Annotated in this window: 10 protein-coding genes; 9 read left to right on the top strand and 1 reads right to left on the bottom strand. The window is 69.6% G+C overall.

Annotation, left to right across the window (positions count from 1 at the left end):
• The first annotated feature begins 4 nt into the window (after positions 1-4).
• From ligA to gatB, 6 genes are all read left to right on the top strand, one after another.
• Positions 5-2,200 (top strand): NAD-dependent DNA ligase LigA, encoded by a 2,196-nt coding sequence (gene ligA / locus OG734_RS12715; RefSeq protein ID WP_330287593.1) that lies wholly within the window; start codon positions 5-7, stop codon positions 2,198-2,200.
• A 240-nt stretch (positions 2,201-2,440) separates the two neighbouring features.
• Positions 2,441-4,780: a putative bifunctional diguanylate cyclase/phosphodiesterase gene (locus tag OG734_RS12710; protein WP_330287592.1), complete on the top strand. Its 2,340-nt coding sequence runs from the start codon at positions 2,441-2,443 to the stop codon at positions 4,778-4,780.
• A 185-nt stretch (positions 4,781-4,965) separates the two neighbouring features.
• A complete protein-coding gene (gene gatC / locus OG734_RS12705; RefSeq protein ID WP_015036350.1) occupies positions 4,966-5,262 on the top strand; it encodes an Asp-tRNA(Asn)/Glu-tRNA(Gln) amidotransferase subunit GatC in 297 nt (98 codons plus the stop codon).
• A gap of 5 nt (positions 5,263-5,267) precedes the next feature.
• Positions 5,268-6,776, top strand: a complete 1,509-nt coding sequence (gatA, locus tag OG734_RS12700; RefSeq protein ID WP_330287591.1) for an Asp-tRNA(Asn)/Glu-tRNA(Gln) amidotransferase subunit GatA — start codon at positions 5,268-5,270, stop codon at positions 6,774-6,776.
• On the top strand, positions 6,773-7,015 hold the full coding sequence (locus OG734_RS12695; protein ID WP_330287590.1) for a hypothetical protein: 243 nt from the start codon (positions 6,773-6,775) through the stop codon (positions 7,013-7,015). Before gatA ends, OG734_RS12695 begins: the two co-directional genes overlap by 4 nt.
• A gap of 16 nt (positions 7,016-7,031) precedes the next feature.
• Positions 7,032-8,549 carry an Asp-tRNA(Asn)/Glu-tRNA(Gln) amidotransferase subunit GatB gene (gene gatB / locus OG734_RS12690; protein WP_330287589.1) on the top strand — a complete coding sequence of 506 codons (1,518 nt, stop codon included), beginning with the start codon at positions 7,032-7,034 and terminating at the stop codon, positions 8,547-8,549.
• Positions 8,550-8,632: 83 nt separating this feature from the next.
• Here gatB and OG734_RS12685 read toward each other — a convergent pair whose 3' ends face one another.
• Positions 8,633-9,460, bottom strand: a complete 828-nt coding sequence (locus tag OG734_RS12685; protein WP_330287588.1) for an SAM-dependent methyltransferase — start codon at positions 9,458-9,460, stop codon at positions 8,633-8,635.
• A 193-nt stretch (positions 9,461-9,653) separates the two neighbouring features.
• Between OG734_RS12685 and OG734_RS12680 the strand changes: the two genes are divergently transcribed.
• The 3 genes from OG734_RS12680 (at position 9,654) to OG734_RS12670 (ending at position 12,990) form a co-directional block, all read left to right on the top strand.
• Positions 9,654-9,950 (top strand): hypothetical protein, encoded by a 297-nt coding sequence (locus OG734_RS12680; protein WP_330287587.1) that lies wholly within the window; start codon positions 9,654-9,656, stop codon positions 9,948-9,950.
• Between the two features lie 210 nt (positions 9,951-10,160).
• On the top strand, positions 10,161-12,446 hold the full coding sequence (locus OG734_RS12675) for an MMPL family transporter (RefSeq protein ID WP_330287586.1): 2,286 nt from the start codon (positions 10,161-10,163) through the stop codon (positions 12,444-12,446).
• A complete protein-coding gene (locus tag OG734_RS12670; RefSeq protein WP_330287585.1) occupies positions 12,424-12,990 on the top strand; it encodes a GNAT family N-acetyltransferase in 567 nt (188 codons plus the stop codon). The genes OG734_RS12675 and OG734_RS12670 overlap by 23 nt, the downstream gene beginning before the upstream one ends.
• Positions 12,991-13,160 lie beyond the last annotated feature (170 nt).

Genomic DNA, 13,160 nt, shown 5'->3' with positions numbered 1-13,160 from the left:
TACGGTGGCCGGCGAACAGCACGCACAGACCACATCGGTGCCCGCCGAGGCGCGCGACAGGCACGCCCAGCTCGCCGAGCGCATCGAGGAGCACCGCTTCCGGTACTACGTGAACGACGCTCCCGTCGTCAGCGACGCGGAGTTCGACAAGCTCCTGCGCACCCTGGAGGCGCTGGAGGAGGAGCATCCGGAGCTGCGCACTCCCGACTCCCCGACCCAGAAGGTCTCGGGGGCGTACGAGACGGACTTCACGTCGGTCGAGCACCGCTCGCGCATGCTCTCCCTCGACAACGCCTTCGACGACCTGGAACTGGCGGCGTGGGCGGAGCGCGTCCACAAGGACGTCGGCGCATCCGAGCACCACTTCCTGTGCGAGCTGAAGGTCGACGGCCTCGCCGTCAACCTGACGTACGAGAACGGGCGTCTCACGCGCGCGGCGACCCGCGGCGACGGCCGCACCGGCGAGGACATCACGCCCAACGTGCGGACGATCGCCGAGATCCCGGATCGGCTGACGGGTGGACGCGTCCCGGACCTGGTGGAGATCCGCGGCGAGGTCTACTTCCCGATGGAGAAGTTCGAGGAGCTGAACGCCCGCCTGGTGGAGGGCGGTGACAAGCCGTTCGCCAACCCGCGCAACGCGGCGGCCGGTTCGCTCCGCCAGAAGGACCCGCGCGTCACCGCCACGCGCCCGCTGCACATGGTGGTTCACGGCATCGGCGCCCTGGAGGGCTACGACCCGCTGACCCGCCTCTCCGAGGCGTACAAACTCCTCCACGAGTGGGGCCTGCCGACCACGCGGTACGCGAAGCAGGTCGACGACCTCGACGGCGTACGGGAGTTCATCGCGTACTACGGCGAGAACCGGCACTCCGTGGAGCACGAGATCGATGGGGTCGTCGTCAAGCTCGACGAGATCCCGCTCCAGGGCCGCCTCGGCTCGACCTCGCGCGCCCCGCGCTGGGCGATCGCCTGGAAGTACGCGCCCGAGGAGGTCAACACCAAGCTCATCAACATCCGCGTGGGCGTGGGGCGTACGGGCAGGGTCACGCCGTACGCGCAGGTCGAACCGGTCACGGTGGCCGGCTCGGAGGTCGAGTTCGCCACCCTGCACAACCAGGACGTCGTCAAGGCCAAGGGCGTACTCATCGGCGACACCGTGGTGCTGCGCAAGGCCGGTGACGTGATTCCGGAGATCCTCGGCCCGGTCGCCGACCTGCGCGACGGCACGGAGAAGCCCTTCGAGATGCCGGCCGAGTGCCCCGAGTGCGGTACGCCGCTGCGGCCCATGAAGGAGGCCGACGTCGACCTTCGCTGCCCCAACGGACAGAGCTGCCCGGCCCAGTTGAGGGAGCGGCTGTTCTATCTCGGCGGGCGCAAGTGCCTCGACATCGAGAACTTCGGTTACGTGGCCGCCGCCGCGCTCACCAAGCCGCTGGAGCCGGCCGAGCCGCCGCTCGTCGACGAGGGCGACCTCTTCGACCTCACCATCGAGCGGCTGCTGCCGATCAAGGCGTACGTCCTGGACCAGGACAGCGGGCTGCCCAAGCGTGACCCGAAGACCGGCGAGGAGAAGATCGTGACGGTCTTCGCCAACCAGGAGGGCGAGCCCAGGAAGAACGCGGTCTCGATGCTCGCCAACATCGCCGCCGCCAAGGAGCGTCCGCTGGCCCGGATCATCACCGGTCTGTCGATCCGGCATGTCGGTCCGGTCGCCGCCGAGGCGCTGGCCCGTGAATTCCGCTCGATCGAGCGCATTGAGCAGGCCTCCGAGGAGGAGTTGGCGACCACGGACGGGGTCGGCCCGATCATCGCGGCCTCGCTCAAGGAGTGGTTCGCGGTGGACTGGCACCAGGAGATCCTGCGCAAGTGGCGGGCCGCCGGAGTCCGGATGGAGGAGGAGGGCTCCGGTGAGGACGAGGGGCCGCGCCCGCTCGAAGGGCTCACCGTCGTCGTGACCGGCACCCTCGAACACCACACCCGGGACGGCGCGAAGGAGGCGCTGCAGAGCCGTGGAGCAAAGGTGACCGGTTCTGTTTCGAAGAAGACGTCTTTCGTGGTTGTGGGTGACAATCCTGGTTCGAAGTTCGACAAGGCCATGCAGTTGAAGGTGCCTGTTCTGAACGAGGACGGCTTCGCCGTCCTACTCGAACAGGGGCCCGAGGCAGCGGCCGAAGCAGCGCTTCCGCACCAGGAATAGGGGAGGAACAGGGGAGGAACAGGGGTTGAAGACCACCCGATCGGCGCATACCAGATGCATACGGGTGGCCGGTCGCATTCGGGCAACCGTCGACGACTGCTGCACGTGGAAGCCTTCTGCGGCCTACTGTTGACGTATGCGCCTGCCGTGCCCGGATGCGGTTTCGGACGCGGTGCTGTTGACGGTTGACGGACAGCGGACCGCGTGGCGTGGGCACCGCCGGCTGTGAGAGGGACGGGAATGGAACCGACCGATAGCGCCGCCCCTCCCTCAAGGCTGCGCCGAAGCCGGATATCCGGCTTCTGGCGTTGGGGTTCCGGCCTCCTCGCGGGCCGCCCCGAGCCGGGCCGGGAACAGGGTGCGGCCCGCCGGACGGCACGGTTCCTGGACCGGGCGGGTATCGGCGTAGGTACGACCGGACCGGCGGGCAGGACGGGTGGGAGCGGCGGCACGGGGCAGCGCATCGTCGCCGACAGCAGGGTGTCGACCCCGCTGACGGCCCACCTCACCGCCGAGGAACGCGTCGCCCACCTGCACGCCCATGACCCCGCACGCCAGCTGTCCTGGCCCGCGCTGCCCGCGGCGGTCGTCGCGTCGGCCGGGTTCGTCCTGGGCGCAGGCTTCTATCGCGGCTTCACCGGCCACAGCGCGCTCTTCCCCTCCGGCACCGTCGGCTGGGCCTTCGCCGTGCTCACCGGTGTCATCGTCGGCCACCTCGTCGCCCTCGGCCGCGCCCGCTGGTGGGGCGGCACCGGATCGGGCTCCGCCCTCACCCTCGCCGTACTGCTGCTGTACGGGTGGGTGCCGGCCGGCATGGTCAGCCTCACCGTCGTCGTCCTGGTCGGCATAGCCCGGCGCCACCGCTGGCGGCAGGGCATCCTGCACGGCTCGGTGGACATCCTCGGCATCGGCGCCGGCGCGCTGGTGCTCGCCGCGTTCGGCCGGATCCCGTCCGTCGAGTCACCGTGGGACCCGATGACCTGGAGCGTCTACACGGCACCCGAGGTGATGCTGATCGCGGTCACCTACCTCGGGCTCACCCGCACCCTGCTCTGGTATCTGCACACCCCGCGCGGAGGACTGCCCACGGTCGCCCGCTCCGCCCTGGTCAGACAGGGCCTGGTCGCTATCGCGCTGCTGGCCATCGCGCCGCTGATCTGCGTCGTCGCCGTCGCCCTGCCGATCCTGCTGCCGCTGTTCGCCATCCCTCTCATCGCTCTCGACTCCACCCTGTGGATAGCCAGGGCCCGGGCCGAGGAACAACTGCGCGACCCGCTGACCGGACTGCCCAACAGACAGTGGCTCCTGGAACGGACCTGGACGGCCCTCGACGATGCCGAACGCATCGATGCGCGGGCCGCGTTGATGCTCATAGACCTCGACCGCTTCCGGTCCGTCAACGACACACTGGGCCACCTCGCCGGTGACCGCCTCCTCCTCCAGATAGCGGACCGGCTGCGCCTCGCCCTGCCGCGTGGCGCCGAGGCCGCGCGGCTCGGCGGCGACGAGTTCGCCGTCTTACTGCCGGTCGTCGACTCCACGACGTCTGCCACCCGCGTCGCCCGCAACCTGGTCGCCGTGCTCGGCTCCCCGCTCGACCTCGACGGACTCACCCTCGTCCTGGAGGCCAGCGCGGGCCTCGCCGTCTTCCCCGACCACGCGCTCGACGCGGAGGGGCTGCTGCGGCGCGCGGACGTCGCGATGTACCAGGCGAAGCGGGACCGCACGGGCGTCGAGGTGTACGAGATCAAGCGGGACTCCAACACCCCGGACCGGCTGGGCCTGCTGGGCGACCTGCGGCGCGCGCTCGACGCGCACGAGGTCGAGCTGCACTACCAGCCCAAGGTGCGCTTCGACGGGCAGGTGGCCGGCCTGGAGGCGCTCGTGCGGTGGGTGCACCCGGAGCGCGGGAAGGTGCCGCCGGACGAGTTCATAGCGATCGCCGAGTCGTCCGGGCTGATGCCCCACCTCACGGAGTACGTGCTGGAGACGGCGCTCGAACAGGTCGCGAAGTGGCGCTCCCAGAAGCTGTTCGTCCCGGTCGCCGTCAACGTCTCCCCGAGGGACGTCCACACTCCCGGCTTCGCCGGTTCCGTCGCCGCACGGCTGGCTCGGCACGGGGTCCCGCCGGGGGCGCTCCAGCTGGAGATAACGGAACACGTGCTGCTGGAGGACCCGCAGAGGGCCGCGGACACGCTGGCCGCGCTCACCGCGCACGGCGTGAAGATGTCGCTGGACGACTTCGGGACGGGGTACTCGTCGCTGGTCCATCTGCGACGGCTGCCGGTGAGTGAGCTGAAGATCGACCGGTCGTTCGTGGCGCGGCTCGCGGTGGACACGGAGGATTCGGAGATCGTGCGGTGCACGGTGGATCTCGCGCATTCTCTGGGGCTGCTTGTTGTCGCCGAGGGTGTTGAGGACGACGAGACGTGGGAGCGGTTGCGGGACATGGGGTGTGACGCGGTGCAGGGATGGCTTGTCGCCGCTGCGATGCCTCCGGAGGAGGCCACGGCCTGGTTGTTGGCGCGGGGGACTCGTGGTTGGCAGCGTCCGCGGGCGGCTTTGCCCGCCGCGGAGTGAATCGGGGAGATCTTCCACCCGCGCACCGCCCGTTTGCCGCCCGTCAAAAGGGTGCCGTCGCCTGTGGAGGGCTCTCGCCGGTGGTGGCCTCGGGTGCGCTGCAGCAAACCCGTGCGCGGGTTGTTCTCCCTGCCCCCTAGGATTGGGGCCAAAACCCACACCGCACTCACCCAGAGGATCGCTGCATGCCTGGCATCACGCGCGAGGAGGTCGCCCACCTCGCACGGCTGGCGCGTCTGGAGCTGAAGGGCGAAGAGCTCGACCACTTCGCAGGACAGCTCGACGACATCATCGGCGCGGTCGCCCGCGTCAGCGAGGTCGCCGACCAAGACGTACCGCCGACCTCGCACCCGCTGCCGCTGACGAACGTCATGCGCGCGGACGAGGTCCGTCCGTCGCTCACCCCCGAGCAGGCGCTCTCCGGCGCCCCCGCCCAGGAGCAGCAGCGTTTCAAGGTGCCGCAGATCCTGGGGGAGGACTAATCACCATGACGGACAACAGCAACGTCAACATCATTCGGCTCACCGCCGCCGAGACCGCAGCGAAGATCGCCTCCGGCGAGCTCACCGCCGTCCAGGTCACCGAGGCCCACCTGGCCCGGATCGAGGCCGTCGACGAGAAGGTGCACGCCTTCCTGCACGTCGACCGGGAGGGCGCCCTCGCCCAGGCCCGTGCCGTCGACGCCAAGCGCGAGCGCGGGGAGACGCTGGGCCCGCTGGCCGGCGTACCCCTCGCGCTCAAGGACATCTTCACCACCGAGGGGATCCCGACCACCGTCGGGTCCAAGATGCTCGAAGGGTGGATTCCGCCGTACGACGCGACCGTCACCAAGCGGCTGAAGGCCGCCGATGTCGTCATCCTCGGCAAGACCAACATGGACGAGTTCGCCATGGGGTCGAGCACCGAGAACAGCGCGTACGGGCCGACGGGCAACCCGTGGGACCTCACCCGCATCCCCGGTGGCTCCGGTGGCGGTTCCTCCGCCGCCCTCGCCTCCTTCCAGGCGCCGCTGGCCATCGGGACGGACACCGGCGGTTCCATCCGCCAGCCCGCCTCCGTCACCGGCACGGTCGGCGTCAAGCCGACGTACGGGGCCGTGTCGCGGTACGGCATGGTCGCCTTCTCGTCCTCCCTCGACCAGGGCGGGCCCTGCGCCCGTACGGTCCTGGACGCGGCGCTCCTCCACGAGGCCATCGCCGGGCACGACCCGCTCGACTCCACCTCGATCGACGCGCCGGTCCCGCCGGTCGTCGAGGCCGCCCGTAACGGCAGCGTCGAGGGTATGCGCGTCGGCGTCGTCAAACAGTTCCGCGGCGAGGGCTACCAGGCCGGCGTCATCCAGCGCTTCGACGAGTCCGTCGCGCTCCTCAAGGAGCTGGGCGCCGAGATCGTCGAGCTGGACTGTCCGTCCTTCGACCTGGCGCTGTCGGCCTATTACCTGATCGCGCCCTCCGAGTGCTCGTCCAACCTCGCCCGCTTCGACGGGCTGCGCTACGGCCTGCGCAGCGGCGACGACGGTACGCACTCCGCCGAAGAGGTCACCTCGCTCACCCGCGCGGAGGGCTTCGGCCCCGAGGTCAAGCGCCGCATCATGCTCGGCACGTACGCGCTCAGCTCCGGCTACTACGACGCGTACTACGGCAGCGCCCAGAAGGTCCGTACGCTCATCACCCGGGACTTCGAGAAGGCGTTCGAGTCGGTGGATGTGATCGTCTCCCCGACCACGCCCACCACCGCCTTCCCGATCGGCGAGCGCGCCGACGACCCGATGGCGATGTACCTCGCGGACCTCTGCACCATCCCGACCAACCTGGCCGGCAACGCGGCCATGTCCCTGCCCTGCGGTCTCGCACCGGAGGACGGACTGCCGGTCGGGCTCCAGATCATCGCCCCGGCGCTCAAGGACGACCGCCTTTACAAGGTCGGGGCCGCCGTCGAGGCCGCCTTCGTGGAAAAGTGGGGGCACCCGCTGCTCGAGGAGGCACCGTCGCTGTGAGTAAAGCTCTTTCGAAGGCCAAGGGCTTCAAGAAGTCCAAGTCCGGCACGTACCTGTCCATCGCGACCACCGCGTTCGGTGCCCTCAGCGTCGCCAAGCAGGCCAAGAAGGCCCGCTCGGAGAACGACACGCTGCGCCTCATCGACGCGGCCGTGTCCGCCGCCGCCATCGTCACCGGCCTCGCCATCCTCTACCGCGAGCTGAAGCGGCTGGGCGACGACGACGTCCTGCTGGGCTGAGAGGGAAGTTTTCACCGTGACCACCACGACCGACGAGTTGGTGTCGTACGAGGACGCCCTGGCGACGTACGACCCCGTCATGGGCCTCGAAGTCCATGTCGAACTCGGTACCAAGACCAAGATGTTCTGCGGCTGTTCGACCGAGCTGGGCGGCGAGCCCAACTCGCAGACCTGCCCGACCTGCCTCGGCATGCCCGGCGCGCTCCCGGTCGTCAACGCGATCGGCATCGAGTCCGCCATCAAGATCGGCCTCGCGCTGCACTGCGAGATCGCCGAATGGTGCCGCTTCGCCCGGAAGAACTACTTCTATCCGGACATGCCGAAGAACTTCCAGACCTCTCAGTACGACGAGCCGATCGCCTTCAACGGCTACCTCGACGTCCAGCTGGAGGACGGCGAGACCTTCCGCGTGGAGATCGAGCGCGCCCACATGGAGGAGGACACCGGCAAGTCGCTGCACGTCGGCGGCGCGACGGGCCGTATCCACGGTGCCTCGCACTCGCTCCTCGACTACAACCGCGCCGGCATCCCCCTCATCGAGATCGTCACCAAGCCGATCGAGGGCGCCGGCGAGCGCGCTCCCGAGGTCGCCAAGGCGTACGTCGCCGAGCTGCGCGAACTCATCAAGGCGCTCGGTGTCTCGGAAGCCCGCATGGACCAGGGGCAGATGCGCTGCGACGTGAACCTGTCGCTGCGCCCGCACGGCCGCGAGAAGTTCGGCACCCGCAGCGAGACGAAGAACGTCAACTCGCTGCGTTCCGTGGAGCGTGCCGCCCGTTTCGAGATCCAGCGGCACGCCGCCGTACTGAACTCGGGCGGGACGATCATCCAGGAGACCCGGCACTTCCACGAGGACACCGGGTCGACGACCTCGGGCCGCGTGAAGGAGGAGGCCGAGGACTACCGGTACTTCCCCGAGCCGGACCTGGTGCCGGTGGCCCCCTCCCGCGAGTGGGTCGAGGAGATCCGCGCCGGGCTCCCCGAACTGCCGCTGGCCCGCCGCAACCGGCTCCTCGCGGAGTGGGGTGTCACGGCGACCGACATGCAGTCGATGCTCAACGCGGGCGCCATCGACCTGATCGTCAGCACCATCGACGCCGGTGCCGACGCGGCTTCCGCCCGCAAGTGGTGGATGGGCGAACTCGCGCGCAGCGCCAACGAGTCGGGCACCGCGCTCGACGCACTGGCCATCACGTCCGAGCAGGTCGCACGGGTCGCCGCGCTGGTCACCTCCGGCGACCTGAACGACAAGCTGGCCCGCCAGGTCATCGAGGGTGTTCTCGCGGGTGAGGGCACTCCGGACGAGGTCGTCGAGAAGCGCGGTCTGAAGGTCGTCTCCGACGACGGCGCGCTCAACACGGCCGTCCAGGAGGCCATCGCCGGCAACCCGGGCATCGCCGACAAGATCCGCGGCGGCAAGGTGGCCGCGGTCGGCGCCCTGGTCGGCGCGGTCATGAAGGCGACCCGTGGTCAGGCCGACGCGGCCCGCGTCAAGGAACTGATCCTTGAGCAGCTGGGCGTCAGCGAGGGCTGAGCCAAGCAGTCGAGCAGCACCTGAGGGGCGCATCGGTATTCCGATGCGCCCCTCAGCCTTTACTGCGTCTTACGTCTACGTGATCACGTACGGCGCCCCACGACCCGTACGAAGCCCAGGGATCGGCCCTGGTCGGCGCGCATCAGCTCCACCTGGTCACGGGCCATGCCCGCCATGAACTCCTCGGTGCTCGCCTCGGCGCACACCTCGCTCCACAGCAGCCAGTCCCGCCAGCCGTCGGGCAGCCAGTCGGCGGCCTCCACCGTCACGGCCCCGCTGCGTGTCCACTGCCGCCGCCACCAGTCGGCGGAGTGGAACGCCCAGAACTCCGGGTCCCAGAACGGCTTCAGGTGCTCCGGCGGCTCCACACCGTCCGGCTCCTCGCGCAGCGCCGGCATGACGACACCGATCCGCCCGCCCGGCTTCAGCAGCCGGGTGAGGCTCGGCAGATACAGGTCGTTCGTGCCGAAGTACTGGTAGGCGTCGATGCTCACGATCGCGTCGAACGACCCGTCACCGAACGGCAGTTGGTGTGCCTCGGCATACACGGGCAGTACCCGGTCGGCGACGCCCGCCTCGGCGATGCGGCGCGCGTTCTTGCCGGGCTGGATCCACAGGTCGGCGGCGGTGACCTGGACGTCGTACTCCTTGGCGAGGAAGACGGACGTCATGGCCTTGCCGCAGCCCAGGTCGAGCACTCGGGCGCCCGGCGGGAGGGTGTCGAGGCCGAGCGCGGGGGCCAGCCACTCCAGCAGCCACAGGGCGTGCGGACCCATCTGGTTGTCGATGGTCCAGCGCGCGTCGTACCGGCTGCTGCGCGGATAGCCGGGGTGCGTCAGACGGTCGGTGAGGTGGTCAGCGAGATGGTCGTTCGAGCTTTTGTTCGAGGTTCCTGATGTGATGTCGGACATCGGTGAACGGGCTCCTTGGGTTCTGCGGTGAAGAAGAACGGAATGCTTCGGAGCTCGGTCGGACCTTCAAACAATGCACCTGCTCGGGTCGGCGGCGAAAAGCCGGATACGGACAGTCGACGGCCGGACGCTAGCAGTGGGCATCCGGCGTCCGCATCCGAATTCTCAGGTGGGCGCGCTACGCTCCCGCGCCATGGACGTGCACGAGAACCACGAGAACGAGGGGGAGTACGAGGACACGGCGCTGGACGCGCGGCGCGCCCGCTGGACGGCGACCGGAACCGGGGCGCTGCTGGCCCTCGCGGGGCTCGCGGCCTCGACGCTGCGCCTCACGGGCTCCGCGCCTGTCCTCGTACCCGGCGCGTACGCATTCGGCGCCGCCGTCTGTGCGCTCGCGTCGGTCCTGGGGGCGCGGGGGCGTACCCGACGGGCGCTGTGGCTGCTGATCGTCGGGGTGATGGTGATGGCTCTCGGGGACCAGTTCGACTGAGTCTTCTCCTTGGGTGACAGAGTTCATTCGATTGTCCTGTGACGTGACTCGCAGTCTTGTGAAAAAAGGCACTAACGAGTCCAACGATCACCATCGCCTGCAACAGTGGTTCGGCATCGCTCTTGCCTTCTTTCGTTTCTTTGCGGGCTGTTCTGTTCATTCACGACTGTTCCCGGTCAAAGATCCACATTTCATCCAGGGAGCACGTCTGTGGCAGTCCTCGCACGCTGGTGTGTCAGGCACCGCCTGGTCGTCCTTCTGATCTGGCTCGGCACCTTCGCCGGCGTGACCGCTGCCGCCGCCGTCATGGGCTCGGCGTACTCGAACGACTACGAAGCCCCCGGCACCGAGTCGGGCCGCGCCACCCAGCTCCTGGAGGAAGGTTTCCCCGGGCTCGGCGGCGACACCGACACCGTCGTCTGGCGCACCGCCTCCGGCACGGTCCGCGCCGCCGACGTCGAGCAGACGATGACCCGCACCCTGGACCGCATCGCCGACCTGCCCGGGGTGGCCTCGGTCGTCAGCCCCTACGAGGGGCGCGACGCCAGCCGCATCAGCGCCGACGGGCGTACGGCGTACGCCACCGTCACCTTCGGCAAGTCCGCCGAGGACATCGGCGAGGGCGAGGCGCGGGCCGTCGTCGATGCGGCGGAGGCGGCGCGGGCCGACGGGCTCCAGGTGGAGCTGGGCGGCAGCGCCATCGCGCTCACCGAGTCGTCCGGCGGACATCTCGCCGAGGCCGTCGGCGTGATCGTCGCGGCCGTCGTGCTGTTCCTCGCCTTCGGCTCGCTCGCCGCCTCCGCGCTGCCCATCGCCACCGCGCTGGTGAGCGTCGGTACGGCGTACGCCGGGATCGTGCTCCTCGGGCACGCGATGACCGTCGCCGACTTCGCGCCCATGCTCGGCATGCTGATCGGGCTCGGCGTCGGCATCGACTACGCGCTCTTCATCGTCACCAGGCATCGACGCGGCCTGAAACGGGGTCTGCCGGTCGCCGAGGCGGCCGTCAATGCGGTCACGACCACAGGGCGCGCCGTCGTCTTCGCGGGTGCGACCGTTTGCATCGCTCTGCTGGGGATGCTGATCCTGCGGCTGGACTTCCTCAACGGGGTCGCGATCGCGGCTTCGCTGACGGTGATCCTGACCGTCGCGGCCTCGGTGACCCTGCTCCCCGCCCTGCTGTCGTTCATCGGGCCGCGCGCCCTGAGCCGGCGCGAGCGGCGCAGGCTGGCCGAGCACGGGCCCGAGCCGGAGCTGCCCACCGGGTTCGCCGCCCGCTGGTCCGCGTTCGTCGAGCGCCACCCCAAGGCGCTCGGCGCCGCCGCCCTGGTCGTCATGGCGCTGCTCGCCCTGCCCACCTTCTCGCTCCATCTGGGCACCTCCGACCAGGGCAACAACCCTCGGTCGACGACCACGCGCCAGGCCTACGACCTCCTCGCCGACGGTTTCGGCCCCGGCGTCAACGGCCCGCTCACCCTTGTGTCGCCCGTCTCCGACGCTGAGGACAAGCTCGTCCTCGACAACCTCGCCGCGACCCTGCGGACCACCGAGGGCGTCGCGTCGTCCTCCCCGGTGACCTACAGCGCGAACGGCTCCACCGGGTACCTCACCGTCGTACCGGAGTCCTCCCCGCAGTCCGCGCGGACCAGTGACCTGGTGGAGCGGCTGCGCGAGAAGGTGCTCCCGCGCGCGGAGACCGGCACCTCGCTCGACCTGCACGTCGGCGGGGTCACTGCGAGCTACGACGACTTCGCGGATGTGATCATCGGCAAGCTGCCGCTGTTCGTCGGTGTCGTGATCGGCCTGGGCTGTCTGTTGCTCCTGCTCGCGTTCCGGTCGATCGGCATTCCGCTCAAGGCCGCCGCGATGAACGTCGCCGCCGTCGCCTCCTCGTTCGGTGTCGTCGTCGCGATCTTCCAGTGGGGCTGGGGGAGCGAACTGCTGGGCCTCGGCAGCGCGGGCCCGATCGAGCCCTTCCTCCCCGTGATCATGGTCTCGGTCCTCTTCGGGCTCTCCATGGACTACCAGGTCTTCCTGGTCAGCCGGATGTACGAGGAGTGGCTGGAGACCGGCGACAACCGGCGGGCCGTCCGGGTCGGCCTCGCCGAGACCAGCCGCGTGATCAACTCCGCGGCCGTCATCATGATCTCCGTCTTCCTCGCCTTCGTACTGAGTGGCGACCGGGTGATCGCGATGTTCGGCATCGCCCTGGCCGCCGCCGTCGCCCTCGACGCCTTCGTCCTGCGTACGCTCCTGGTGCCCGCGCTGATGCATCTGCTCGGCGGCGCCAACTGGTGGCTGCCCCGCTGGCTCGACCGCCACCTGCCGCGCATCAGCATCGAGCCGCCCGAGTGCCGCGTTCCCGGCGAGCAAATGCCGGGCGTGGAGGAGGCCGCCCGTGCGAGCATTCCGGGCGTGACCGAGGTGAAGGTCATGGACGTACGGGATGTACTGGTGAAGGAGCGACCGCAGGATGTACGCGATATCCCTGGGTGACGACGGCGCCGAACTGCGGCCCCTGGAGCCCTGGCACGCCGAGGAGTTCCTCGCACACCTCGACCGGGGGCGGGACTTCATCACCCGGCACATCCCCTTCGGGATGAAGTCCACGGACCTCGACTCCGCGCGGGAGCAGCTCCAGCGGTACGCCGACCAGCGCGCCGCCGACACCGGGTCGCTGCACGGGATCTGGCTGGACGGGAAGCTCGTCGGCGGGGTGCTGTTCCTCAACTTCAGCGCGGAGCAGGGCAACTGCGAGGTCGGCTGCTGGCTGGAACCGGCCGGCACCGGACGCGGACTGATCACGCGCGCGATGCGTGTCCTCATCGACTGGGCGATCGACGTACGCGGCATGCACCGTGTGGAGTGGCACGCGTCGTCCGCCAACCAGGCGAGCATCAACGTGGCGCGGCGACTGGGCATGAGCCGTGAGGGCCTGCTGCGGGAGAACTATCCGCACCGGGGGGTCCGAGCGGACACCGAGATCTGGTCGGTACTCGCGCCCGAGTGGCACGACGCACGCGCGCGTGCCGCTCACTAAGAGCGCGTTCGCCCACTTCTTCGCCAAGCGGGCCGGTTCCGTGACGGGGAGCTGACCCTGGTCAAGACGAGTGAATCGCTCGACATCGTGTGGTCGCGCCCGCTGCCCCAGGGAGCGAAGCCGTCCACACTGGTGCCAAGCCCCTTCCCGTCATCGAAGCGGTGGTCGGA

The organism is Streptomyces sp. NBC_00576 (assembly GCF_036345175.1).
Lineage (GTDB): Bacteria > Actinomycetota > Actinomycetes > Streptomycetales > Streptomycetaceae > Streptomyces.
This window is presented reverse-complemented; position numbering and strand designations above follow the sequence as displayed.